The sequence below is a fragment of the Novosphingobium sp. 550D genome (assembly GCF_057401885.1).
Map to the genome: position 1 here is coordinate 2331085 of NZ_CM171613.1, position 25106 is coordinate 2356190.

At 61.1% G+C, this 25106-nt stretch carries 25 protein-coding genes; 10 read left to right on the forward strand and 15 right to left on the reverse strand.

Annotated features, from left to right (window positions below; genetic code table 11):
* Positions 1 to 212: 212 nt before the first annotated feature.
* Positions 213 to 2384: a phosphoribosylformylglycinamidine synthase subunit PurL gene (gene purL / locus AC2S2E_RS10935; RefSeq protein ID WP_486522351.1), complete on the reverse strand. Its 2172-nt coding sequence runs from the start codon at positions 2382 to 2384 to the stop codon at positions 213 to 215.
* Between the two features lie 127 nt (positions 2385 to 2511).
* On the opposite strand from purL, the gene AC2S2E_RS10940 reads away from it, so the two are divergent.
* The 6 genes from AC2S2E_RS10940 (at position 2512) to AC2S2E_RS10965 (ending at position 6719) form a co-directional block, all read left to right on the forward strand.
* The gene (locus tag AC2S2E_RS10940) at positions 2512 to 2769 is read left to right on the forward strand and encodes an exodeoxyribonuclease VII small subunit (RefSeq protein WP_486522352.1); all 258 of its coding nucleotides are present in this window, start codon (positions 2512 to 2514) and stop codon (positions 2767 to 2769) included.
* Between the two features lie 16 nt (positions 2770 to 2785).
* Complete coding sequence (locus tag AC2S2E_RS10945) at positions 2786 to 3688, forward strand: polyprenyl synthetase family protein (RefSeq protein WP_486522354.1); 903 nt, start codon at positions 2786 to 2788, stop codon at positions 3686 to 3688.
* Positions 3689 to 3764: 76 nt separating this feature from the next.
* Entirely contained in the window at positions 3765 to 4307 is a 543-nt protein-coding gene (gene coaD, locus AC2S2E_RS10950) for a pantetheine-phosphate adenylyltransferase (protein WP_486522355.1), read from the forward strand.
* Positions 4308 to 4422: 115 nt separating this feature from the next.
* Positions 4423 to 5136 carry a peptidylprolyl isomerase gene (locus AC2S2E_RS10955; protein WP_476104834.1) on the forward strand — a complete coding sequence of 238 codons (714 nt, stop codon included), beginning with the start codon at positions 4423 to 4425 and terminating at the stop codon, positions 5134 to 5136.
* 7 nt (positions 5137 to 5143) lie between these two features.
* The gene (gene queA, locus AC2S2E_RS10960; protein ID WP_486522356.1) at positions 5144 to 6178 is read left to right on the forward strand and encodes a tRNA preQ1(34) S-adenosylmethionine ribosyltransferase-isomerase QueA; all 1035 of its coding nucleotides are present in this window, start codon (positions 5144 to 5146) and stop codon (positions 6176 to 6178) included.
* Positions 6179 to 6260: 82 nt separating this feature from the next.
* Positions 6261 to 6719, forward strand: coding sequence for a hypothetical protein (locus AC2S2E_RS10965; protein WP_476104832.1), 459 nt, complete (start codon positions 6261 to 6263; stop codon positions 6717 to 6719).
* Between the two features lie 16 nt (positions 6720 to 6735).
* Here the strand turns inward: AC2S2E_RS10965 and AC2S2E_RS10970 are convergent, their stop codons facing one another.
* Positions 6736 to 7491: a TSUP family transporter gene (locus AC2S2E_RS10970; RefSeq protein ID WP_486522358.1), complete on the reverse strand. Its 756-nt coding sequence runs from the start codon at positions 7489 to 7491 to the stop codon at positions 6736 to 6738.
* Complete coding sequence (gene bla, locus AC2S2E_RS10975; RefSeq protein ID WP_486522359.1) at positions 7488 to 8378, reverse strand: subclass B3 metallo-beta-lactamase; 891 nt, start codon at positions 8376 to 8378, stop codon at positions 7488 to 7490. Before bla ends, AC2S2E_RS10970 begins: the two co-directional genes overlap by 4 nt.
* A 75-nt stretch (positions 8379 to 8453) precedes the next feature.
* Here bla and tgt point away from each other — a divergent pair, with 75 nt between their 5' ends.
* The gene (gene tgt, locus AC2S2E_RS10980; protein ID WP_486522360.1) at positions 8454 to 9584 is read left to right on the forward strand and encodes a tRNA guanosine(34) transglycosylase Tgt; all 1131 of its coding nucleotides are present in this window, start codon (positions 8454 to 8456) and stop codon (positions 9582 to 9584) included.
* 193 nt (positions 9585 to 9777) lie between these two features.
* Here tgt and AC2S2E_RS10985 read toward each other — a convergent pair whose 3' ends face one another.
* From AC2S2E_RS10985 to AC2S2E_RS11025, 9 genes are all read right to left on the reverse strand, one after another.
* The gene (locus AC2S2E_RS10985) at positions 9778 to 10098 is read right to left on the reverse strand and encodes a hypothetical protein (RefSeq protein ID WP_476104826.1); all 321 of its coding nucleotides are present in this window, start codon (positions 10096 to 10098) and stop codon (positions 9778 to 9780) included.
* 35 nt (positions 10099 to 10133) lie between these two features.
* Complete coding sequence (rpsD, locus tag AC2S2E_RS10990; protein WP_476104824.1) at positions 10134 to 10745, reverse strand: 30S ribosomal protein S4; 612 nt, start codon at positions 10743 to 10745, stop codon at positions 10134 to 10136.
* A 213-nt stretch (positions 10746 to 10958) separates the two neighbouring features.
* A complete protein-coding gene (locus tag AC2S2E_RS10995; protein WP_476104823.1) occupies positions 10959 to 11732 on the reverse strand; it encodes an RNA methyltransferase in 774 nt (257 codons plus the stop codon).
* The gene (gene nrdR / locus AC2S2E_RS11000; RefSeq protein ID WP_476104822.1) at positions 11729 to 12193 is read right to left on the reverse strand and encodes a transcriptional regulator NrdR; all 465 of its coding nucleotides are present in this window, start codon (positions 12191 to 12193) and stop codon (positions 11729 to 11731) included. The genes AC2S2E_RS10995 and nrdR overlap by 4 nt, the downstream gene beginning before the upstream one ends.
* A gap of 3 nt (positions 12194 to 12196) precedes the next feature.
* Positions 12197 to 13495, reverse strand: a complete 1299-nt coding sequence (gene glyA, locus AC2S2E_RS11005; RefSeq protein ID WP_476104820.1) for a serine hydroxymethyltransferase — start codon at positions 13493 to 13495, stop codon at positions 12197 to 12199.
* 20 nt (positions 13496 to 13515) lie between these two features.
* The gene (gene rpiB, locus AC2S2E_RS11010) at positions 13516 to 13953 is read right to left on the reverse strand and encodes a ribose 5-phosphate isomerase B (protein WP_486522361.1); all 438 of its coding nucleotides are present in this window, start codon (positions 13951 to 13953) and stop codon (positions 13516 to 13518) included.
* Between the two features lie 217 nt (positions 13954 to 14170).
* Positions 14171 to 16204 (reverse strand): RNA polymerase sigma factor RpoD, encoded by a 2034-nt coding sequence (rpoD, locus tag AC2S2E_RS11015; RefSeq protein ID WP_486522362.1) that lies wholly within the window; start codon positions 16202 to 16204, stop codon positions 14171 to 14173.
* Positions 16205 to 16216: 12 nt separating this feature from the next.
* Positions 16217 to 18139, reverse strand: coding sequence for a DNA primase (gene dnaG / locus AC2S2E_RS11020; protein ID WP_486522363.1), 1923 nt, complete (start codon positions 18137 to 18139; stop codon positions 16217 to 16219).
* 13 nt (positions 18140 to 18152) lie between these two features.
* Entirely contained in the window at positions 18153 to 18605 is a 453-nt protein-coding gene (locus AC2S2E_RS11025; protein WP_486522364.1) for a GatB/YqeY domain-containing protein, read from the reverse strand.
* 157 nt (positions 18606 to 18762) lie between these two features.
* On the opposite strand from AC2S2E_RS11025, the gene carA reads away from it, so the two are divergent.
* The 3 genes from carA (at position 18763) to greA (ending at position 23849) form a co-directional block, all read left to right on the forward strand.
* Positions 18763 to 19941 carry a glutamine-hydrolyzing carbamoyl-phosphate synthase small subunit gene (gene carA / locus AC2S2E_RS11030; protein WP_486522365.1) on the forward strand — a complete coding sequence of 393 codons (1179 nt, stop codon included), beginning with the start codon at positions 18763 to 18765 and terminating at the stop codon, positions 19939 to 19941.
* The gene (carB, locus tag AC2S2E_RS11035; RefSeq protein WP_476104813.1) at positions 19941 to 23255 is read left to right on the forward strand and encodes a carbamoyl-phosphate synthase large subunit; all 3315 of its coding nucleotides are present in this window, start codon (positions 19941 to 19943) and stop codon (positions 23253 to 23255) included. The genes carA and carB overlap by 1 nt, the downstream gene beginning before the upstream one ends.
* Before the next feature lie 117 nt (positions 23256 to 23372).
* Entirely contained in the window at positions 23373 to 23849 is a 477-nt protein-coding gene (gene greA, locus AC2S2E_RS11040; RefSeq protein ID WP_476104811.1) for a transcription elongation factor GreA, read from the forward strand.
* 122 nt (positions 23850 to 23971) lie between these two features.
* On the opposite strand, the gene AC2S2E_RS11045 is transcribed toward greA, so the two are convergent.
* From AC2S2E_RS11045 to AC2S2E_RS11055, 3 genes are all read right to left on the reverse strand, one after another.
* Positions 23972 to 24193, reverse strand: a complete 222-nt coding sequence (locus AC2S2E_RS11045; protein ID WP_476104810.1) for a DUF4170 domain-containing protein — start codon at positions 24191 to 24193, stop codon at positions 23972 to 23974.
* A 118-nt stretch (positions 24194 to 24311) separates the two neighbouring features.
* On the reverse strand, positions 24312 to 24686 hold the full coding sequence (locus AC2S2E_RS11050; RefSeq protein WP_486522366.1) for a hypothetical protein: 375 nt from the start codon (positions 24684 to 24686) through the stop codon (positions 24312 to 24314).
* Positions 24683 to 25057 carry a phage holin family protein gene (locus AC2S2E_RS11055; protein ID WP_476104808.1) on the reverse strand — a complete coding sequence of 125 codons (375 nt, stop codon included), beginning with the start codon at positions 25055 to 25057 and terminating at the stop codon, positions 24683 to 24685. Before AC2S2E_RS11055 ends, AC2S2E_RS11050 begins: the two co-directional genes overlap by 4 nt.
* Positions 25058 to 25106: the final 49 nt, after the last annotated feature.

A 25106-nucleotide genomic window follows, 5' to 3' on the forward strand; every position in this document is an offset into this window, starting at 1 on the left:
AAAGGGCCTAGGCCCTTTGCAATCCCGATAATAGGGTGCCGAAGCTAGTTCTCTATAACTTGCAAAAATAAAGCCTGCGGCGCGGTGACCTTAAAAGGTTCATGCGCCGCAGGCTTTTTAATTCATCGTATTGGGCAAGATGTGGCGGGCCACACGCAACCCCCAAATGGGATTGCAAAGGGCCGAGGCCCTTTGCCCGCCGGAGGCTGAAATCAGCCCTCCATCCAATCCTTGAAGAAGGCCTCATTGGCGGCCTTGAGATCGGACACCATCACGCCCGCCACATCCGCGCCGCCCACGGTGCCCAGACGCACCGCGCCTTCAAGCACGATATCGGCCGCCGTGGTCACGACATAGCGTGACTGGTCTTCGCCAAAGGCCTGTGCGGTGTTGAGCGAAACTTCAAGCTGCACGCCAATGCCGCCCGCCATCGCCATTTCGGCCAGAGCTACCAGTAGGCCGCCATCGGAAATGTCATGCACGGCGGTGGCCACGCCATCGCTGATCAACTGACGCACATTTTCGCCATTGCGCAATTCAACGTCCAGATTGACTTGCGGCGCGGCGCCAGCCTCAACCCCGTGGATTTCGCGCATGTAGAGCGACTGGCCAAGGTGGCTGCCTTCGCTGCCGATCAGCCAAACGATGTCGCCAGCCTTCTTGAACTTCACCGTGGCCATTTTTTCGTGGTTCAGCATCAGGCCCACGCCGCCAATGGCGGGGGTGGGCAGAATGGCGCTGCCGCCGCCGGTGGCCTTGGATTCGTTGTAGAGCGAGACGTTGCCCGACACGATGGGATAATCCAGCGCGCGGCAGGCGTCCGCCATACCTTCAAGACAGCCCACGATCTGCGCCATGATTTCGGGACGCTGCGGGTTGGCAAAGTTGAGGCAGTTGGTGATCGCCAAAGGCGTTGCACCCACCGCGCAAATGTTGCGCCACGTTTCGGCCACAGCCTGCTTGCCGCCTTCATAGGGGTTGGCATAGCAATAGCGGGGCGAACAGTCGGTGCTCATCGCCAGCGCCTTTTGCGTGCCGTGAATACGCACCACCGCCGCATCGCCGCCCGATTTTTGCAGCGTGTCGCCGCCGACCTGGCTGTCATATTGTTCAAAGATCCAGCGGCGCGAGGCCAGATCGGGGCAGGCGACCAGTTTCAGCAGGTCAGCCCCCAGGTCGGCGCTTTCGGGCACCGCATCCAGAACAGGCACCTTGGCCCATGCCGCATAATCCTCGCGGGTCAGATGCGGGCGGTCATACAGCGGCGCGTCTTCGGCCAGAGGGCCGAGCGGGATGTTGCCAACTTCCTCGCCCTGGAACGTCAGGACCATGTGGCCGGTGTCGGTCACTTCACCGATCACGGCAAAGTCCAGTTCCCACTTCTTGAAGATGGCTTCGGCCATGGCTTCCTTGCCGGGCTTGAGCACCATGAGCATACGCTCCTGGCTTTCGCTCAGCATCATTTCATAGGGCGTCATGCCTTCCTCGCGGCAAGGCACCTTGTCCATGTTGAGGATGATGCCGGCCTTGCCATTGGTGGCCATTTCGACCGAGGAGGAGGTCAGGCCCGCCGCGCCCATGTCCTGAATGGCGACGATCGCGTCGGTGGCCATCAGTTCAAGGCAGGCTTCGATCAGCAGCTTTTCGGTGAAGGGGTCGCCCACCTGTACGGTCGGGCGCTTTTCTTCGCTCTTTTCGTCAAAATCGGCCGATGCCATGGTGGCGCCATGAATGCCGTCACGGCCGGTCTTGGACCCGACATAGACGATCGGATTGCCGATGCCGGTGGCGGCGGAATAGAAAATCTTGTCCGTGTCGGCTACGCCAACGGTCATCGCGTTGACCAGAATGTTGCCGTCATAGGCCTTGTGGAAATTGGTTTCGCCGCCAACGGTGGGCACGCCCACGCAATTGCCATAGCCGCCGATGCCGGCCACAACGCCCTGCACCAGATGCTTCATCTTGGGGTGGTCGGGGCGGCCAAAGCGCAGCGCGTTCATGTTGGCCACGGGCCGTGCGCCCATGGTGAACACGTCGCGCAAAATGCCGCCAACGCCGGTCGCGGCGCCCTGATAAGGTTCGATATACGAAGGGTGGTTGTGCGATTCCATCTTGAAGATGGCGGCTTGGCCATCACCAATGTCGATGACGCCCGCGTTTTCACCGGGACCGCAGATGACCCAAGGGGCCTGCGTCGGCAGCTTTTTAAGGTGAAGGCGGCTCGACTTGTACGAGCAATGCTCCGACCACATGACCGAGAAAATGCCAAGTTCCACAAGGTTGGGTTCGCGACCCAGAGCGTGGAGGACCTTGTCATATTCCTCCGGGCTAAGCCCGTGGGCGGCGACAACTTCGGGGGTGATCGTGCTGGCGGCGTTTGTCATGGCCGCGCCCTTAGCGCCATGGGAGGCAGATTTCCAGAGCATTGCAACGGGTTTGAACGTGTATAGTTGCATCATGCCCATGGGGGAGCCTTGACCAGCCTGTGCAAATGAGGCCATGGCAATGCGCATGAGCCAAGAAATTGCCACTTCGCCCGATGCTTCCGGTCTTAGTTTCGAAGACGCTCTGCGCGCTTTAGAGGACGTCGTGCGGCGTCTTGAAAGCGGCGAAGTGCCGCTCGATGAATCGATCACCTTGTATGAACGCGGCGAATCGCTGCGCAAGGCATGTCAGGCGCGGCTGGATTCGGCACAGGCCCGGATCGAGCGTATTGTCGCCGGGCCCGATGGCGCGCCGGCCGGCCTGCGCCCGCTGGATGAACAATAAAGGGGGAGGCAAAAAGATGGCTGTTGTGACGGATAATCTGTTGGCCCAGGGTCTGAAGCGTATTCAGGCTGATATTGATGCGCTCTTCGATTCGCTCTTGCCCGTTCCCGAAGACCCGCGCGCGCGCCTGATCGAGGCGATGCGTTACGCCACGATCGGTGGTGGTAAACGTGTTCGCCCGCTGCTGGTGGCGGCGGTGGCCGAAATGTACGGGGTGGATCGTGATGCGGCGGTGCGCGTGGGCGCGGCCATCGAATCGGTCCATGTCTATTCGCTGATTCATGACGATTTGCCCTGCATGGACGATGACGCGCTGCGCCATGGCAAGCCGACGCTGCATATCGCCTTTGATGAGGCGACGGCGGTTCTGGCGGGCGACGCTTTGCAGTGCTTTGCGTTTGAACTTCTGGCCGATACGGCGACCAGCGGCGATCCCTTTGTGCGGGTTGAACTGGTGACGACTCTGGCCACGGCCAGCGGACACAATGGCATGGCCGGTGGCCAGATGATGGACATCGCCGCCGAAACTTCCAGCTTTGATCTGGCCACCGTGACGCGGTTGCAGCAGCTCAAGACCGGGGCCTTGTTGTGCGCTGCGGTCGAATTGGGCGCGATTTTGGGCAAGGTGGCGCCGGAAGGGCGCCGTCATCTGCGCGCCTATGCCCGCGATATTGGTCTGGCGTTCCAGATCGTCGATGACCTGCTCGACCATGAAGGCGACGCCGAACTGGCGGGCAAGGCGTTGCGCAAGGATGCCGAAGCGGGCAAGGAGACCTTTGTCTCGTTGCTGGGCGCGGATCGTGCGCGTGAACAGGCCCGCATGCTGATCGATCAGGCGATTGCCCATCTGGCCAACCATGGCAGCGAGGCGGACCTCCTGCGCGCGCTGGCCCGCTTTATCGTGGAACGTGATCGTTAATTGTCTTTGGGCTGGACCGGGCGCTTCGCTGGCTTTACGCAAGAGTAACTAAGGCCAGGGAGCGCGAAGGGAAGGCATGGCAGACAACATTCTCGGCGTTGCCGGTGGGGCCAAAAGAGTTGGTGTTTATCCCGGCACGTTCGATCCGATCACGCTGGGCCATGCCGATATCATTAGGCGCGGGGCCAAGCTGGTCGATCACCTGATCATTGGCGTTACCACCAATCCGTCGAAAGACCCGCTGTTTACGCCAGAAGAGCGGATGGAGATGGTCACACGCGAAGTCGCCGCCATGGGGCTGGATAATGTCTCGGTGGTGGGGTTCAATGCGCTGCTGATGAAATTTGCCGAGAAGCAGGGGGCCAGCGTGATTCTGCGTGGGCTTCGGGCTGTGGCGGATTTCGAATATGAATATCAGATGGCCGGCATGAACCAGCAGTTAAACCCCAATATCGAAACGGTTTTTCTGATGGCGGATGTTTCGCTTCAACCCATTGCCAGCAAATTAGTGAAAGAAATCGCCCTGTTTGGCGGCGAAATCGCCAAATTTGTCAGTCCCGCGGTGCGCGCCGATGTCATTGCGCGCATTGATAAAGTGGGAAGAAAGGGTGACGATTGATGAACCGTGCCGAATTTTCGGTGACTGGTTCATTGCCACGACAGATTTGGCGGTCTATCGCCTCCGCCATTGGTCCCCAGCAGGGCCTTGGGTACCATACTTGCAAGAGAGCCGCATGAAACGTCCTGATTTCGCCAAAACCGCGCTTGCTGTGCTGATGGGCGCTGCGATGCTGTCCACCGGGGCTTGCGCACATCGTGACAAGACCCCCAAGCTGTCCAACCTCAAGGCGGTTGAAGCTTTGCCCGGCGCCAACCAGTCGGCCAAGGTCGATCAGGACATTTCGCATGATCCCGACAATGTCCTGTTGCTGGACCTGTCGAATGGCGGGCGCGTTGCCATCCGCATGATGCCCAAATGGGCGCCCAACCATGTTGAGCGCGTCAAGACGCTGGCTCGTCAGGGTTTTTATGACGGCATCATCTTTCACCGCGTGATCGAAGGCTTTATGGCCCAGACCGGCGACCCGACGGGCACCGGGGCTGGCGGGTCAAAGCTGCCGGATCTGAAGGCGGAATTCAATTCGATCCCGCATGTGCGCGGTTCGGTGTCGATGGCGCGCACGAACGAGCCGGACACCGCCAACAGCCAGTTCTTTATCGTGTTTTATCCGCGCTTTGCCTTGGACAAGCGTTACACGAATTTTGGCCGCGTGATTGCGGGCATGGATATTGTTGACGCCATCGTGCGCGGCGAACCACCCAGCAATCCGACCAAGATCGTTCAGGCGTCCATCGCGTCGGATAACAAGCCGCGTCCGGCCTATGCGCCGCCGTCGGCCCCCGCCAAGATCAGCATTGATCAGTTGAACAACTCGCGTTCGAACTGAGGCTGTTTTGCGCGTCGATCTGTTTGATTTCGAATTGCCGACCGAAAATATCGCGCTGAGACCCGTGTCTCCGCGCGATTCGGCACGTATGCTGCTGGTTCCCCCCGCCGGGCAATTTGGCCAGCATCTTGTGCGCGACCTGCCGCAATTGCTGCGGGCGGGCGACGTGCTGGTGTTCAATGACACACGCGTCATTCCGGCACAGCTTGAGGGCCACAGGGGCGAGGCGAAGATCGGCGCGACGTTGCATAAACGGATCGACCTGCGGCGTTGGCAGGCCTTTGTTCGCAATGGCAAACGCCTGCGCGAAGGCGATGTGATCCAATTCCCCGCCGATGTCTGTGCCACGGCTGAGGCGCGCCATGCCGATGGCAGTTGGACGCTGGCCTTTCATGGTGATGAGCCGGTTGAGGTTTTGCTGGAACGTGCGGGGCAAATGCCTTTGCCGCCCTATATCGCGGGGAAACGCCCGACGGATGAGGCCGACAAGAGCGATTATCAGACCATGTTCGCGCAAAAGGATGGTGCGGTGGCCGCGCCGACGGCTGCGCTGCATTTCACACCCGAACTGATCGACGCGCTCGACGCCAAGGGCATCGCGCGCGAATTTCTGACGCTGCATGTGGGGGCGGGCACGTTCCTGCCGGTGAAGGCCGACGATACGACCGATCATCAGATGCACGCCGAATGGGGCACGATCAGCCCGGAGGCTGCTGATCGCCTGAATGCGGCGCGCAAGGCGGGGGGGCGCGTGATTGCGGTGGGGACGACCTCGCTGCGCCTGCTCGAATCGGCGACTGGGGATGATGGCGTGATCCAGCCGTTCAGCGGCGACACGTCGATCTTCATCACGCCGGGCTATCGTTTTAAGGCGATTGACGGGTTGATGACCAATTTCCATCTGCCCAAATCGACGCTCTTCATGCTGGTCAGCGCGTTGATGGGTCTGGAACGGATGCAGGAAACCTATGCCCATGCCATTGCGTCGGGCTATCGTTTCTATTCCTATGGCGATTCCAGCCTGCTTTTGCCCAAGGGCTGATGGAATTGCGGCTTGCCTTGGGCTTGACCCTCAGCCACCTTTCGTGCGGATCGAAAGCCCCCGGCGGATAGGATTGGCGCGTATGAAATGGAAAATTGGTTTCGCTTGCCTGATGGCGGCTGCGGCAACTGCTGCGACGGCACAGGCGCCAGCGGTGGATGAGGCGTCGCAAAAGCTGGCCGAATGCGTGACGGTCAAGGCGACGGTCGAGGATAAGGCCACGCTGTCCAAATGGGTGGCGGTTGAAATCGCCTCGTCCATGCCGGCGGCCGGGGCGGTGACGGTGGACGCCGAAAAGAAGGCGGCTCTCGACAAGGACGCGGCCAAGATCTTTACCCGCCTTGTGATGACGGATTGCTTCGATCTGGCCAAACCCTTGGCCAAGCAGGGCGGCGGACAGGCATTCCGTGCGGCGGGCGCGGCGCTGTCGCGTCTGGCGGTGCGTGAATTGATTGCCACACCCGGCGTCAACAGCGCCATCGTGCGCAGCTATGTCTCAAACCTCAATCAGCAGGACTTCCTCAAGCTGATCCAGCAATAAGCCCTGTGGGGCCGGTTCACCCGGTGAACCAGCCCCATACCAGCTTGGCCGTCAGGCTGAGGCTGACCACGACCAGCAAGGGGCGGATGATTTTGGCCCCCATCTTTGTCGCCATATGTGACCCCAGCCAAGCGCCGGTCATCGCCCCGACGGCCATGCACAGGCCCAGCGCGAACATGATCTGGCCGCCAATGGCAAAGACAACCAGCGACGCCAAATTGCTGGTCAGGTTGAACAATTTGGTCAGGCCCGTCGCCCGCGTCAGCCCATAGCCGCGCAGGGAAACCAGCGTGATGGCAAAGAATTGCCCGGTGCCCGGCCCAAAGAAACCGTCGTAAAAGCCGATGCCGCTGGCAATGGGCAGATAGGCTTTCTCGCTGACCTTGGCCTCACCTTCATGGTCATGCATCTTGGGGCTGAGCAGCGTATAGGCCGCCATCGCGATCAACAGAATGGGCACCAACAGCTTCAGCACGCCCGGACTGATCCGCTGAACCGCCCATGCGCCCAGCGCCGCACCCACCAGCACAAAGAGCACCGCAGGCAAATTGGGGCGCAGCTTGAACAAGCCCGCACGATGATAGCGCCATGTGGCCAGCGCCGTCCCGCTGCATGATTGCAACTTGTTCGTGCCCAGAACCATAGCCGGGGGAAGGCCCGCATAGATCAGCGCAGGGACGGTAATCAAACCACCGCCCCCCGCCACCGCATCCACAAAACCCGCCAGCACCGCAACGCCGGTCAGCGCGGGATACATCCAGTCAATGGTCACTTGGCCACCTCACGGGCGAGGGTGGTGTTGAGGCGATCCTCAAAGCGTCCGACCGTGGCGGCGCAGGCACCTTTGTCTTCCCAATTCACGCTGCTGGGCGCGCGCATGGCGGCGGCGACCTTGTCATCGGTTTGATTGTGTTCGGGGTGGCCGGTGATGAGATAGTCGCAAGGGAAAGTCCGCGCCTTGGCAAAGGATTGGCGGAAAGAGGCGACGACGGCGGCATGTTCGGGCGCGGAAAAGCGGTAGGTGTCGGCGGCTGTCGCGCTCAGGCTGGCCATGAAAACCATGGCGCGGCATCCGGTTTTGGGGGCACAGGATTGCCAGGTCCAGCTGGTCGATCCGGCGGTATGGCCGGGTGTGAAACGCGCGGTGATCACCGTATCGCCCAGTTTGATTTGCCCGCCATCCCGTATTGCCCGCAGTCGCGTCGGCGCAGGAAAGGGTTTGAGATCGCCGTTTTGCGGGTCCTCTGCTCCGGTCTGTCCTTTGCGCAGCGCGCCCACCGTATAGGGGCTGGCGATCACGGTGGCGCCCGAATCGCGCGCCAGTGCGGCCACCCCGCCTGCGTGGTCAAAATGCGCCTCGGTCACAAGGATGTAGCGCACATCGGAGGGCTTGTGGCCAAGGCTGCGGATTTGGGCCTTCAATTGCGGCTCAAACTGGGGCAGGCCTGCATCGATCACGATCAGCCCCGCGCCGGAGTCGATCACCGCCGTGTTCAAATGCACCGAGCCAGCCATCCAGGTCTTGCCATAGATTGGGATCGGCGCCCGCACCTGCATCCAGCGGTCGGTATAGCTGGTGGTGATGGGGCGGGTCAGCGGATCATCCGCGGCCAGAGCGGGGGCGGCCAAAAGGGCGAGGAGCAGGGTGGCTTTTTTCATGGTCGCAACGCTAGACGCCCGCACTGTCCGCGTCCAGATTGCGGGCCTTCGCTTTTGCGCGTAAGGCGCGGGGCCATGACCCGTTTTCAATTCAACATTCACGCGCGCGACGGCAAGGCGCGCACCGGCACCATCCAGATGCAGCGCGGCGAAATCCGCACGCCTGCGTTCATGCCCGTGGGCACCGCGGCCACGGTCAAGGCGATGAAGCCCGAGACCGTGCGTTCAATCGGCGCGGATATCATCCTTGGCAACACCTATCACCTGATGCTGCGCCCCGGTGCGGAACGGGTGGCGCGGCTGGGCGGATTGCACAAGTTCATGAATTGGGACCGCCCGATCCTGACCGACAGCGGCGGGTATCAGGTGATGAGCCTGTCGGAACTGCGCAAGATCACCGAGGAAGGTGTGACCTTTGCCAGCCATATTGACGGTTCACGCCACAATCTGACGCCCGAACGCAGTATGGAAATCCAGCGCCAGCTGGGCAGCGACATTGTGATGTGTTTCGATGAATGCCCGCGCGCGGATCAGCCCAAGGATGTGATCGAGCGCTCGATGCTGATGTCGATGCGCTGGGCCAAGCGCAGCCGTGATGGTTTCGACAGCGGCGAGGAACATGCAGCGCGTTCGGCGCTGTTTGGTATTCAGCAGGGCGGTTTGAACGAAGACCTACGCTCGATTTCGGCGGGCAAGCTGCAAGAGATCGGCTTTGACGGCTATGCCATCGGCGGTCTGGCCGTGGGCGAGGGGCAGGAGGCGATGTTCGCGACGCTGGACTTTGCGCCGGGCCAATTGCCGGAGGACAAGCCGCGTTACCTGATGGGTGTGGGTAAACCGGACGATCTGGTCGGCGCGGTTGAACGCGGGGTTGATATGTTCGACTGCGTTCTGCCGTCGCGTTCCGGGCGTAATGGTCAGGCGTTTACGTGGAACGGGCCATTGAACATCCGCAACGCCAAACATGCCGAGGATACCGGGCCAATCGATACGGATTGCACGTGTTCGGTTTGCGGCACCTACAGCCGGGCCTATCTGCACCACCTGAACAAGGCGGGTGAGATCCTGGGCGCGATGTTGATGACGGAACACAATCTGGCGTTCTATCAGCAATTGATGGCCGGTATGCGGGCCGCTATTGCTGAGGGGCGGTTCGCGGCTTTTGCGTCGGGGTTCCGGGCGCGGTATTTTAACAAGGGGAATTGAGGGGATGCGAGGGTCTTAACCCTCGCGCTCCCGTTACTGTCGGCGTGGCGACGTTAGCGCAACTTCGCCGCGCCGCTGGCTGTGTCAGCCACTAAGGCCAAACCAGCCTCACAAACTGGTCGCTCCCCCATAACGGGATTGCAAAGTGGCCGAGTCCCTTTGCCCGCCGGAGGCTTATTCCCGCCGTGTAAAATCAGGCTGGAACGACCTCGCCATCCGGCATCAGAACTTCCAGCCGAGTCCCCATATAGGTGGAAAACTGTCCGCTCTTTTCCGCCATGAATCCAGCGCCGATTTTGAACGCAAAGCGCTGTGCGGTGACGAGATCGGGGTACCATTTGCCGACGCGATGGGCGGTCACATAACGATAGAGCTTGTTCATGGCCGTGATACGATTCTGGTTTGAAAAGGTTCCGTTCATCGCGGTGAAATGAAGCCGAATAGCGACGATCTGATGACAGAAATGAACCAGAAAGGCTTTGTTGCAAAAGAAAAAGGCGGCAGCCGAAGCCACCGCCTTTTCTTTGCTTTTCCGTGAGGAAACGCGAATTAGCGCGAATAGAATTCGACGACCAGATTCGGTTCCATCTTCACCGGATAGGGCACTTCGTCCAGGGTCGGAACGCGAACGAAGGTGATCTTGTCGCCGTCCTGGGCAACATAATCGGGCACTTCGCGCTCGGGCAGAGCCTGAGCTTCGGCGATCAGAGCCATTTCCTTGGCCTTCTTGCCCAGCGAAACGACGTCGCCGGGGCGAACGCGACGCGAGGCAATGTTGCACTTAACGCCGTTCACATAGATGTGACCGTGCGAAACAACCTGACGGGCCGAGAAGATGGTGGGGGCGAACTTCGAGCGGTACACCACGGCGTCCAGACGCTGTTCGAGCAGGCCGATCAGGTTCTGACCGGTGTCGCCCTTCATGCGCGACGCTTCCTGATAGGTGCGCTTGAACTGCTTTTCGGTGATGTCGCCATAGTAGCCCTTGAGCTTCTGCTTGGCGCGCAGCTGGATACCGAAGTCCGAGATCTTGCTCTTGCGGCGCTGACCGTGCTGGCCGGGGCCATACGAACGGCGGTTCACCGACGACTTGGGACGGCCCCAGATGTTTTCGCCAAGGCGGCGGTCAATCTTGTACTTCGAGGCATGACGCTTCGACATAGTCTTCCTTACATTTGCTTCGTGGCGCGGGGCGGGATGCCTCGTGCCATGCTGTAGCCGGTCGTATTGACCGACAGGTTCCGGCGCGCACCCTGATGCTATTTAAGCTTCAGGCGGCCACTGCTTCACCGGACATGCAGGGCCAATGGAATACGGCGCCGGGTGGGCGCCATCCTTGTGAAGGGGCGCCCTTGGCGGGAATGACGGATTTTGTCAATCCCCCGTGTTGCCGGATTCTTCGTCTTTCTTGGGCGCGGGCTTGACGCGCGGCGGCGGCGGCACGCCGGGCTGGCGCATCAGCGCGGAGAGAACGCCGCGCATGGTACGCACTTCCAGATGGTTCCACGCCGGTTTGGTCAGCATGGTGCGCAAAGTGCGCCGCGTGGCATCGGCCCGTGCCTCGGGAAAATAATAGCCGCGCGGCTCAAGCAGGCTGTCGAGGTGATTGATCAGCCCTTCCAGCTCTTCCTGCGGGGCAGGGGGCAGGATTTCCTCCACCGGGGGCTGTTCCAATGCCACGCCCTTCGACCACTCATAGGCGCACAGGATCACCGCCTGCGCCAGATTGAGCGAGCCGAATTCCGGGTTGATCGGCACAGTGATGATCGCGCGGGCCAGCGCCACATCATCGGTTTCCAGACCCGACCGTTCGGGGCCAAAGATGATCGCGCTGCGCCCCGGCTGGGCGTGGATTTCGCGTGTGGCCGCCTCGGGCGTCAGCACCGGCTTGGTCACGCCGCGCTTGCGTACTGTGGTGGCATAGACATGCGGGCAATCGGCCACTGCCTCGGCCAGGGTTTCAAACACCTGCGCTTGTTCCAGCACGATGTCGGCGCCCGCCGCGGCAGGCCCCGCGCTTGGGTTGGGCCAGCCATCGCGGGGCGACACCAGCCGCATTTCGACAAGGCCGAAGTTGAGCATGGCGCGCGCCGCCTTGCCGATATTCTCGCCCAATTGCGGGCGGACGAGGACGATTACAGGTTTCATTTCTTATGCCCCGCGTCGCGCACAGTCCCGGCAAATTCTTCAAAATCGCGCGCTTCGGAAAAGTCGCGATAGACGCTGGCAAAGCGGATATAGGCCACGCTGTCGAGGGCGCGCAGCCCTTCCATCACCATTTCACCAATGGCTTTCGATGGCACTTCGCTGTCGCCCAGCGTTTCGATCTGACGCTGAATGCCCGAAACCAGTTGGTCCAGACGTTCCTGCGCAATGCCGCGCTTGCGACTGGCCAGCGCCACCGATTGCTCGATCTTGGACCGGTCAAACGGCTCGCGCTGGTCGTTGCTTTTCACCACGGTGATTTCGCGCAATTGCACCCGTTCAAACGTGGTGAAACGCGCGCCGCAGCCTTCGCACTGTCTGCGCCGACGGATGGACGTATTGTCCTCCGTCGGGCGCGAATCTTTCACCTGCGTATTGTCACAGGCGCAGAACGGACAGCGCAAGGATCAGTAACCCAGCTTGGGGTAAATCGGGAAGCGGGCGCACATTTCGGCGACTTCGGCGGCCACGCGGGCTTCGACCTGCGCATCGCCTTCGGGGCCATTCTTGCGAAGGCCATCAACCACTTGCGCGATCCACTTGCCGATCTGGGTGAATTCGGCCTCGCCGAAACCGCGGGTGGTGCCGGCCGGCGTGCCCAGACGGATGCCGCTGGTCAGCAGGGGCTTTTCATCGTCAAACGGGATCGAGTTCTTGTTGCAGGTGATGCTGGCGCGGTCCAAAGCCTTTTCCGCATGCTTGCCCTTGGCGCCATAGGGGCGCAGGTCGACCAGCATCAGGTGGTTGTCGGTGCCGCCCGACACGATGCCCAGACCTTCAGCCTGAAGACTGGCGGCCAGAGCCTTGGCGTTTGCCTTGACCTGCGCTGCATAGGCCTTGAACGAGGGCTGGAGCGCTTCACCAAAAGCCACCGCCTTGGCGGCGATAATGTGCATCAGCGGGCCGCCCTGAAGGCCGGGGAAGATCGCGCTGTTCAGCTTCTTGGCAATCGCTTCGTCGTTCGACAGGATGATGCCCGAACGCGGACCGCGCAGCGACTTGTGCGTCGTGGTCGTGGTCACATGCGCGAAAGGCACCGGCGAGGGATGCGCGCCGCCCGCCACCAGACCCGAAATGTGGCTCATGTCGGCCAGCAGATAGGCGCCCACTTCGTCCGCAATCGCGCGGAAACCGGCCCAGTCCCATTCGCGCGAATAGGCCGTGCCGCCGCAGACGATCAGCTTGGGCTTGCACTCGCGAGCGATGCGGGCAACCTCGTCCATGTCGATGAGCTGGTTGTCTTCGCGCACGCCGTAAGGCACGACGTTGAACCACTTGCCGCTCATGTTCACCGGCGAACCATGCGTCAGGTGCCCGCCCGAGTTCAGGTCCAGACCCATGAACGTGTCGCCGGGCTGAAGCAGGGCAAGGAACACCGCCTGGTTCATCTGGCTGCCCGAATTGGGCTGAACATTGGCGAAAGCGGCGCCGAACAGTTCCTTGGCGCGGTCGATGGCGATCTGTTCGATCTCATCCACATATTCGCAGCCGCCATAATAGCGACGGCCCGGATAGCCTTCGGCATACTTGTTGGTCAGGATCGAACCAGCGGCCTCAAGCACGGCGGTCGAGCAGATGTTTTCCGAAGCGATCAGCTCGATCTTGTCCTGCTGACGGCCCAGTTCCTTGTTGATCCAGCCGGCGATGGCGGGATCGCGATCGGACAGCGTGCCAGTGAAGAAGTCGGCGGGGCGAATATCGGTCATGGATCTCGTCCTTTTGGGGATCAAACGGAGGGGTTGGAGAGCTTTTCGACGCGGCCGGTATGACGGCCACCACCGAATTGGGTGCTCAAAAATGCGGTGAGGCAGGCCTTGGCCATGTCGATGCCGGTCAGGCGGGCGCCCATGGCGATGGCATTGGCATTGTTATGCTCGCGGGCCAGTGCCGCCGAGAGCGGTTCGCCTACCAGCGCGCAGCGCAGCGCCGGGTGGCGATTGACGGCGATCGAAATGCCAATGCCGCTGCCGCACAGGGCGACGCCATATTCCGCCGCGCCCAAAGCGACTGCCTCGGCCAGCTTGTAGCCATAGTCTGGGTAATCGACCCGATCTTCGGTTTCGGGGCCGAGGTCGCTGACCTCATGCCCTTCATCGCGCAGGAACTGGGCAAGTTCGGCCTTGAGGCCGACGGCGGCGTGATCGGATGCGATAGCGATTTTCATGGGTTTGGCTCATTCCCCAAAGAGTCGTCTTGGCGGCTCCTTAGGCGTCAAAGCGCGCCATGGCCACCCCCAAAACCGGCGGAAAGTGGCAGTTTCGCGACATCGGTGGCCGGTTTGCATCAATCCGGCATTTCGGATGATGGATTGCATCAAGCTTTTACGAAAACGGGCGCGATTCCCAATAGAATCGCGCCCGTTTGCATCAAGATTTCCGCAATTATTGGTCGAGGAATGACCGCATCTTGCGTGACCGGCTGGGGTGCTTAAGCTTGCGCAGCGCCTTGGCCTCGATTTGACGGATACGTTCACGCGTCACGCTGAACTGCTGGCCCACTTCTTCCAAAGTGTGGTCGGTGTTCATGCCGATGCCGAAACGCATGCGCAGCACGCGCTCCTCACGCGGGGTCAGGCTAGCCAGCACGCGGGTAACCGTTTCCTTCAGGTTGGACTGGATCGCGGCATCCACCGGGATGATCGCGTTCTTGTCCTCGATGAAATCGCCCAGATGGCTGTCTTCCTCATCGCCAATCGGCGTTTCGAGGCTGATCGGCTCCTTGGCGATCTTCATCACCTTGCGCACCTTTTCGAGCGGCATCGAGAGACGCTCGGCCATTTCTTCCGGCGTCGGCTCGCGGCCCTGCTCGTGCAGGAACTGGCGGCTGGTGCGAACCAGCTTGTTGATCGTTTCGATCATATGCACCGGAATACGGATCGTGCGCGCCTGATCCGCGATCGAACGCGTGATGGCCTGACGGATCCACCAGGTTGCATAGGTGCTGAACTTGTAGCCGCGACGATATTCGAACTTGTCGACGGCCTTCATCAGGCCGATGTTGCCTTCCTGAATAAGATCAAGGAATTGCAGGCCACGGTTCGTGTATTTCTTGGCAATCGAGATCACGAGGCGAAGGTTGGCTTCCACCATTTCCTTCTTGGCGATACGCGCTTCGCGCTCACCCTTCTGCACCATGTTCACGATACGGCGGAATTCGGGCAGGGCCATGCCGGTGTTGCTGGCAATGTCCGACACTTCGGCGCGGATGCGTTCGACTGCATCGCCTTCGTTGATGGCAAACGCCGCCCACTTTTTGTCCTTGCCCTGAACACTGGCCAGCCAGTTATCGTCCAGTTCGCGGCCGACATAGGCTTCAAGGAAGTCCTTGCGGCTCACCTTGTGGCGCTCGGCCAGACGCAGCATTTGGCCGCCCAGCGCGGTCAGGCGGCGGTTGAAGGCGTAGAGGTTGTCGACCAGATATTCGATCTTCTGGCCGTGGAACTGTACGCTTTCGACTTCCGCCGTCAGGTCTTCGCGCAACTGCTGATAGGCGCGTTCCTTGTCGGCGGGATAGTCATTGCCCACCGCCATGAACTCGAGGCGTTCAGCCTGCGCCTTTTCAAAGCTGTAGAACAGCTCGGTGATGCGGGCGAACTTCTCCAGCGCTTCGGGCTTGAGCTGCGCTTCCATCTGGGCCAGCGAAAGAGTGTTGTCCTCTTCCTCTTCCTCGACAGGGCGCTTGGCGCGGCGCTCGATGCCGTCCTCATCCTCTTCGTCGGCGGATTCCTCCTCCTCGATGTCTTCTTCCTCCTTGAAGGAAGGGCCAGCGGTGGCTTCGGAAATTTCGCCATCGGCTTCTTCGCCGTCTTCGGACAGGTTTTCCGGCTGCGGCTCTTTGCTCAGCATCGCGTCAAGATCGAGGATCTCGCGCAGCTGCATTTCGCCATTGTTGAGCGCTTCGGACCACTGGATGATGGCGTGGAACGTGATCGGGCTTTCGCACAGGCCCAGAATCATCGTGTCGCGACCGGCCTCGATCCGCTTGGCGATGGCGATTTCGCCCTCGCGGCTCAGCAGTTCGACCGCACCCATTTCGCGCAGATACATGCGCACCGGGTCGTCGGTACGCTCGATGGTTTCTTTCTTCTTTTCAACCGCGGGCCGGTCGGCCAGCATCGAATCGGAATCTTCGACATCATCGGCCGGATTGTCATCAGGCTCGGCGGCATCTTCATCGCTTTCCACGATGTTGACGCCCATCTCGCTGATGGCGGCCATGATGTCCTCGATCTGATCGTTCGAGAACTGGTCCTGAGGCAGCGCCTCGTTCAACTCGTCATAGGTGATGATGCCACGGCGCTTGGCGCGGGCAATCAGCTTCTTGATCGAGGCTTCATTGAGGTCGATCAGAGGGGCGTCGCCGCCTTCCCCCTTGCCGCCATCAGACATGTCCGCGCCAGAAATCTCTTCGTCCATCCTATACGCCATCTAGAGTTGCGCGGCATCGGGCGATGCCGCCGCAGCATTATCCTGTGCAACCGCCATTTGGCCGAGTCGCGCTTTCAAATCCAGTTCTCTTTTTTCCAAATCACGCAAACGGGCCAACAATCTCTGTTGTTCCGCCCAACTTTCTTCGGTCACATCCCCACTTTCGCGGGTTTGGGCCAACGCGGCCTCCACCAAAGGCTTTTCCGCCAACACGCAAAGCACGTCAGCCAATTGGGTTTTTGCGCCTTCCCCCGATTCGCAAAGGAAGGCAAATCCCATGCCGGGGCGCGGTGTCGTGTCTGGAGGGGTAAAGCCTTTCTCGCCCAAGATGGTGGCGATGGCCGCGCATTCAAGGGGGGCGCCATCATCAAGCGCATCAAGCAAAGCGTCGCACCGCGCATCCTCATGAGCCAAACGGGCCAACAGGCTGGAATGGCGCGCAATCTCTTCCGGCATGCGGATCAGGCCGACCAGAACCGCCTCGATCGTGGCGGCGCGGAACGGATTGGCGGGGCGCTGAAGCCTTTGCGTGGTTTCCTGATGGGGCAGGGGCGGGGGCATATCCCGCCCGAACCGCCCGCCGCGTTGTTGCCGCTGAAAAGGTTGGCGCGGTTGCCATGGCGGACGGCTGTCCTCGCGCCGGGGAAAGGCGAAGGCGGAAAAACGTTCCAGCAGATCGCGGCGATAGAGCGCTTTGATGTCATTGTCGGCAATTGTGTCGACATGGGCCATCAGGCGCGCTTTCAGCCCGGCCTTTTCCTCCGGGCTGGTGGCGGGGGCGGCATCCAGTTCAACCTGCCACAAAGTATCGAGCAGGCTTTGCGCGCCGCTCAGCACTTCCTCCATGGCCGCCGGGCCGCGCGCCTTGATAAGATCGTCGGGATCTTGCCCTGCTGGCATACGCACGATGCGCAAGGAATGGCCGGGGCGCAGCAGGGGCAGGGCGCGGGTGACGGCGCGCATCGCCGCCCTTTGCCCCGCCGCGTCGCCATCGAAACACAGGATCGGCATCGGCACCATGCGCCAGATCATCTCGATCTGTGTTTCGGTCAGGGCCGTGCCCAGCGGCGCGACAGCATCATGGAAACCCGCCGCGGCCAGCGCGATCACGTCCATATAGCCTTCAACCACGATGATCCGCCCCGATTGGCGCGAGGCAGGCGAGGCGCGGTGATGGTTGTAAAGCGTGCGCCCCTTGTCGAACAAAGGCGTGTCGGGGGAATTGAGATATTTGGGCGCATCGGTCTTGTGCGTGGCCAGAATGCGCCCACCGAACGCGATCACCCGCCCGCGCGGGTCATGGATGGGCAACATCAATCGCCCACGGAACCGGTCATACGGCTCCTTTTTCTGGCCTTGGGCGTCCTCGACCACGATGCGCAGGCCGCCCTCGATCAGCATGGCCTCCGGAAACTGGCCGAGAGCGCCCTTCAATGCCTGACGACCTTCCGGCGCATAGCCAAAACCGAATTCGCGGCACACGCCCTGTGAAAACCCGCGAGAAGCCAGATAGGACCGCGCCTGCGCGCCTTCATTGCTGGCCAGTTGGTCGACGAAAAACGCCTGCGCCGCGCCCATCACATCATGCAGGCTTTTCTGCTTTTCCGCCCTTTGCGCCGCGCGCGGGTCGGGGGCGGGGACTTCCATCCCCGCCTCCTCGGCCAGTTGTTTCACCGCATCCATAAAGGAAAGGCCGCGCTGGTCAGTCATCCACCGGATGACATCGCCATGTGCCCCGCAGCCAAAGCAGTGATAGAAGCCCTTTTCATCATTGATGGTGAAACTGGGCGTCTTTTCATGGTGAAACGGGCAACAGGCCTTGAACTCACGCCCCGCCTTGGTCACGCGCTCGGTGCGGCCGATGATGGCCGACAGCGTGATCCGGCTGCGCAATTCATCAAGGAACTGGGGCGAGAGTGACATTAAGCCGCCATCATCACGAAAGGGCGGCCTTTACCAGCGCGCTGGCCTTGCCCATGTCGATCTGGGTGCCATGCTTGGCTTTGAGCGCGGCGATGACCTTGCCCATGTCCTTGGGGCCGGCGGCGCCGACTTCGGCCTTGATGGCTTCAATGGCGGCCTTCACCTCATCCTCGCCCATCTGCGCGGGCAGGAATTCCTCGATCACGGCCACTTCGGCGGCTTCGATTTCGGCGAGTTCAGGACGGCCGCCCTGCTCGTACATGGTGATCGATTCGCGGCGCTGCTTCACCATCTTTTGCAGCACATCGGTCACGATCGTGTCATCGTCAGGGATGCTGGCTGCGGTGCGCAGTTCGATATCCTTGTCCTTCAGCTTGGCCAGAATCAGGCGCACGGCGGCAAGGCGGGCCTTGTCGCCCGATTTCATGGCGGCCACCTGCGCGGCCTTGATCGAATCGCGGATCATTTTTCTAAGACTTTCCCGTGGAGTTTTGCGCATTTCGCGGCTTGGCGCATAACCCTAGCGGGATTTTTCCGGTTTTGATAGGTTGACGGATAAGGGGATGGGGTCTAGCGGGCGGGCCTTAGCACCCATTGTTATAACCTTCTCACGGAGCGCCCCCATGGCAGACCCCGCCCCTTCGCTTGCGCCTAAATCAGCTGGCGCCCCAGCTGGCGCCACTGCCGTTCTGGTTCTGGCTGATGGTTATGTCGCCTGGGGCCGAGGCTTCGGCGCCCAGGGCAGCGCAGTTGGTGAAGTGTGCTTCAACACTTCGATCACCGGCTATCAGGAAATCATGACCGACCCCAGCTATGCGGGCCAGATCGTGACTTTCACATTCCCCCACATCGGCAATGTCGGCGTGAACCATGAAGACAATGAAGCCGCCGTTGATGGCGCCGTTGGCTGCATTGTGCGCGAAGATGTGACCGATCCTTCGAACTTCCGTTCCGAAGGCCGCTTTGACGCATGGATGAAGGCCAAGGGCAAGATCGGCATCGCCGGTCTCGACACACGCGCCCTGACGCGCCGCATCCGCCTGTCGGGCGCGCCCAATGCCGTCATCGCCTACAACGAAGCGGGCGAATTCGACCTTCCCGCGCTGCTGGCCAAGGCGCAGCAGTGGCCGGGCCTTGAAGGCATGGATCTGGCCAAGATCGTGTCGCGCAAGGAACAGGAAAGCTGGGAAAGTTCTGTCTGGCATCTGGGCAAGGGCTATGGCCGTTCGCCCCACGATCCGCGCCCGCATGTTGTGGCGATGGATTTCGGCGCCAAGGACAATATTTTCCGCAACCTTGTGGCCGCTGGCGCCTCGGTGACGGTGGTTCCGGCGGAAACTCCGCTGGAGGTTATCCTTGGTTTGAGCCCCGATGGCGTGTTCCTGTCGAACGGCCCCGGCGACCCGGCGGCCACCGGCGCCTATGCCGTGCCGGTCATTCAGGCGCTGCTGGAACGCAACATCCCGATCTTCGGCATCTGCCTTGGTCACCAGATGCTGGCGCTGGCCGCCGGTGCGCGCACGATCAAGATGCACCAGGGCCATCGCGGCGCGAACCATCCGGTCAAGCGCATGGCCGAAGGCGTGGTGGAAATTACGTCAATGAACCATGGCTTTGCGGTGGACGCGGCAACGCTGCCCGCCGGCGTGGTCGAAACCCACAAGTCGCTGTTCGACGGTTCGAATTGCGGTATCGAGATCACCGGCAAGAAAGCCTTCTCGGTGCAGTATCACCCCGAAGCCTCGCCGGGGCCGATGGACAGCCTTTATCTTTTCACGAAATTCATTGAGAGCCTCGCCTGATGCCTAAGCGGACAGACATCTCCTCGATCCTCGTCATTGGCGCGGGGCCCATCATCATCGGTCAGGCTTGCGAGTTTGACTATTCCGGCACGCAGGCCATCAAGGCGCTGAAGGAAGAGGGTTACCGGGTCATCCTGGTCAACTCGAACCCGGCGACGATCATGACCGACCCGGAAATGGCCGACGCGACCTATATCGAGCCGATCACCCCGGCCATGGTCGCCAAGATCATCGAGAAGGAGCGCCCCGATGCGGTGCTGCCCACGATGGGTGGCCAGACCGCTTTGAACACCGCGCTGGCGCTGTTTGAGGACGGTACGCTGGAAAAGTACGGCGTCCAGATGATCGGCGCCGACGCCGACGCCATCGACAAGGCCGAAGATCGCCAGCGTTTCCGCGAGGCGATGGACAAGATCGGTTTGGAATCGGCCCGTTCGGGCGTCGCCCACACGGTCGAGGAAGCCTTTGCCGTGCTGGAACGCACCGGCCTGCCTTCGATCATCCGTCCCTCCTTTACGCTGGGCGGCACGGGCGGTGGCATTGCTTATAACAAGGCCGAGTTCGAAAAGATCGTGAAGAGCGGTCTGGAAGCCAGCCCGACCACCGAAGTGCTGATCGAAGAATCGCTCCTCGGCTGGAAGGAGTATGAGATGGAGGTCGTTCGTGACAAGAACGACAACTCGATCATCATCTGCTCGATCGAAAATATCGATCCGATGGGCGTGCATACGGGCGACTCGATCACGGTCGCGCCCGCGCTGACGCTGACGGACAAAGAATATCAGATCATGCGTACCGCGTCCTTGAACGTGCTGCGCGAGATCGGCGTGGAAACGGGCGGTTCGAACGTTCAGTTTGCGGTCAATCCCAAGGATGGCCGTCTGATCGTGATCGAAATGAACCCGCGCGTGTCGCGTTCCTCGGCGCTGGCATCCAAGGCCACCGGCTTCCCCATCGCGCGCGTCGCGGCCAAGCTGGCCGTGGGCTATACGCTGGACGAACTGACCAACGAGATCACGGGTGCCACGCCCGCCTCGTTCGAGCCGTCGATCGACTATGTCGTCACCAAGATCCCGCGCTTTGCCTTTGAAAAGTTCAAGGGCTCCGAGCCGCTGCTCTCCACCGCGATGAAGTCGGTGGGCGAGGTGATGGCGATTGGCCGCAACATCAAGGAATCGATGCAGAAGGCGCTGCGTGGGCTGGAAACGGGCCTCGACGGTTTCAATCGCGTCGATGAACTGGTGGGCGCAAGCCGTGACGAGATCACCGCCGCCCTCTCGCGCGCCACGCCCGACCGCCTGCTGGTGGTGGCGCAGGCCTTCCGCGAGGGCTTCACCGCCGCCGACATCAACCGGATCACGCATTACGATCCGTGGTTCCTGGCCCATATCGAGGAAATCATCGCGGCCGAGGCCGAGGTGGAAGCCAACGGCCTGCCCAATGATGCCGAAGGTCTGCGCCGTCTGAAGGCGATGGGCTTCTCGGACAAGCGTTTGGCCAAGCTGGCGGTCAAGTCCGCCTCGCTGGCGGGCAGCCCCAACATGGCGCGTTCCGGCCTGTTGCATGACGTGGTCGAAGCCATGGTCGGCGCGACGAGCGAGGCCGAAGTGCGCGCTCTGCGTCACCGTCTGGGCGTGCGTCCGGTGTTTAAGCGCATCGACAGCTGCGCGGCCGAGTTCGAGGCGATTACGCCTTATATGTACTCGACCTATGAAGCGCCGATGTTTGGCGAGGCCGAGAACGAGGCCGATCCGTCCGACCGCAAGAAAATCGTGATCCTTGGCGGCGGTCCGAACCGTATCGGTCAGGGCATCGAGTTCGACTATTGCTGCTGCCATGCCTGCTTCGCGCTGGAAGAGGTGGGCTATGAAACCATCATGGTCAACTGCAACCCGGAAACGGTGTCGACCGACTATGACACTTCGGACCGGCTGTATTTCGAGCCGCTGACGGCCGAAGACGTGCTGGAAATCCTGACGGTGGAACAGTCGAAGGGCGAACTGGTCGGCGTGATTGTGCAGTTTGGCGGGCAGACCCCGCTGAAGCTGGCGCAGGCGCTGGAAGATGCCGGTATCCCCATTCTGGGCACCAGCCCGGATGCCATCGACCTTGCCGAAGATCGCGAGCGTTTCGCCGCTCTGGTTGAACAGCTTGGTCTGAAGCAGCCCGCCAACGGCATCGCTCGGAGCCGTGACGAAGCTGTGGCCGTTGCCAACCGTATCGGTTATCCGGTGCTGATGCGTCCCAGCTACGTTCTGGGCGGTCGCGCCATGGAAATCGTCGACAGCGTGGCCCAGTTGGATGACTATATCGCCACCGCAGTTCAGGTGTCGGGCGATTCGCCAGTGCTGATCGATCAGTATCTGCGCGACGCGATCGAATGCGACGTTGATGCGCTGTGCGATGGCGAAAAGGTCGTCGTGGCGGGTGTGATGCAGCATATCGAAGAGGCCGGTATCCACTCGGGCGACAGCGCTTGCACTCTGCCGCCCTACAGCCTTTCGGCCGACATCATCGCCGAGATGGAGCGTCAGGCCGAAGCTCTGGCGCTGGCGCTGGGCGTCAAGGGGTTGATGAACATCCAGTTCGCGGTCAAGGATGGCGAAGTTTACCTCATCGAGGTCAACCCGCGCGCCTCGCGCACGGTGCCTTTTGTGGCCAAAGCCATCGGTCAGCCGGTGGCCAAGATTGCCGCCCGCGTGATGGCGGGTGAAAAGCTGGACACGTTCCCGCCGTTCCGCCGCGATCTGCCCTATATGGCGGTCAAGGAAGCGGTGTTCCCGTTTGCCCGTTTCCCCGGCGTTGACCCTGTGCTTTCCCCCGAAATGAAGTCCACCGGCGAGGTCATGGGCCTCGACAAGGATTTCGCCACGGCCTTTGCCAAGAGCCAGTTGGGCGCGGGCGTCAAGCTGCCGCAGGAAGGGCTGGTGTTCATTTCGGTCAAGGATACCGACAAGCCGGTCGTCCTGCCTGCCGCGCGCAAGCTGGTCGAACTGGGCTTTACGCTGGTCGCCACGGGCGGCACGCAGAAGTATCTGGCGCAGGCCGGTGTGCCGGTTGAATTGATCAACAAGGTGGCCGAAGGTCGCCCGCATATCGTTGATCGCATTATCGATGGCGGCGTGGCTTTGGTGTTCAACACCACCGAGGGCTGGCAGAGCCTGAAGGATTCACAGAGCATCCGTCAGGCAGCCCTTGGCAACAAGGTTCCCTACTTCACCACCGCCGCGGGCAGCGTCGCGGCTGTGGAAGCGATTGGTGCGATGCGCTCGGCCAGTCTTGAAGTGTGCCCGTTGCAAGCCTATTATAGCTGACCGACCACGTCCTTTCCGCAAAAGTTGGAAGGCATCACCTGCGTATTTTCTTTAAAATACGGGGCGGTGCCTCCGACTGTCCCGGCGGAGGGGAGGGGCATGAAGGAAGTTTCACCGATGGCAAGTGTTGAAAAGTTGCCGATGCTGGCGATTGGCTATGAAAAGCTGACGTCCGAGCTGAAGGCGCTGCGGGAAGAACGTCCCAAGATCGTTGATGCGATTGAGGAAGCGCGCGCGCATGGCGACCTTTCCGAAAACGCGGAATATCACGCGGCCAAGGAACGCCAGGGGCAGGTTGAAGCCACAATCGCCGATCTTGAAGACAAGATCAGCCGCGCCCAGATCATAGACCCGACCACTTTGTCGGGTGACAAGATCATCTTTGGCGCGACGGTGACGTTGCTGGACGATGATGACAAGCCGGTGCGCTATCAGATCGTCGGCCCGTATGAGGCGGACGCCAAACTGGGCCGGATCAGCTATGTTTCGCCGCTGGGCCGTGCGTTGATCGGCAAGAAGGTCGAAGACGAGATCGAAGTGCGCGTGCCGGCGGGTGAGCGTTTCTATGTCGTCGAAAAGATCGAATTCATCTGATCGGCGCGGTCAGGCTACGGCCTGATGGCACATGAAAAAGGCCCCGCCGGTCGGTGGGGCCTTTTCTGTATGTATCGCGCATGCCGAAGGCATGATGGCGCCGGGCGGTACCCGGCACGCGATCAATGCTCGTGGCCGGGTTCCAGCAGCTTGTGCAGATGGACGACCACATACTTCATCTCGGCATCGTCGACGCTGCGCTGGGCGGCGCTGCGCCATGCATCCACGGCCGAAGCGTAGTCAGGAAACACGCCAACATAATCGAGCGCGTTGAGATCCACGAAATCGAGGCCCTGCGGATCGCGCACACGACCGCCGATGACGAGGTGGAGAAGTTGGGACATGATGGCTTGCTTCCAGAAATTGGAGGATTGAGCCTTTGCCATAGCATTGCGCCAAGCCGATCAGCAAGCACCACCAAGGTTGAAATCAAGCATATTCTGATTGCATTTAGCGCAAGTTTTATACCTGTCCGCTCTTGCCGCGCAGGCGGGTCTTGGCTTTTCCCAGACCGCCTTTGACCAGATCCTGCATCTTGGCCCATGCGGGTTTTGCCTTGGGGGCCAATTCGACGGCCTTGGCAAAAACCTGTTTGCGAGCCATCCAGAGCATCAATGCGGTCAAGGTTCCGGCCAGAACGCCCCGTTCATCGGCGGCGATCTCCATGGCCTGTGACAGGGCTTTGCGGCCTTGTACCTGAACATCACGGGTGATCCGGCGGCTCAATTCGCCCGGCTTGGCCAGATCGCGGATGCGCCCGCTATGTTCGAGGAATTCCGCACGCGCCGCATCACGGGCCGCGCGCAATTGCGCCACCTTTTCCTCAGCCGCGCTCATGCATCAGGCTCCGAGGGTGAAAAAAGGGCGGCAAATTTGCCCACGGCACGTTTGGCGCGAAGGGCGCTCCATATCGTGATGATCAACAGCAAAGCGACCATGATGCCCGTGGCGGCCCAAGGTCCCAGCCATGCCGCAAGGCCCAGCAATCCCCCCACAATCAGCGCCATCAACACAAAAAACAGCAGAGCCAGCGCCAAAGCCACAAGGCCCGCAATCCGCATGACCAGCTTTGCCGCCAAAGCCGCACGGGCCTTTTGATAGGCTATCTCGCTGTCAAACGCCGCGCGGGTCGATGTGAACAGGCCATAGAAATCCTGCTCCAGACTGGGCTCTTCCGCTTCGTTCAGATCTTGCCGATGCTTGGGCATCAGGCCCCCTATCATTGCGGCAAAAGGCGCCGGAGGCCCAAACCCCCGG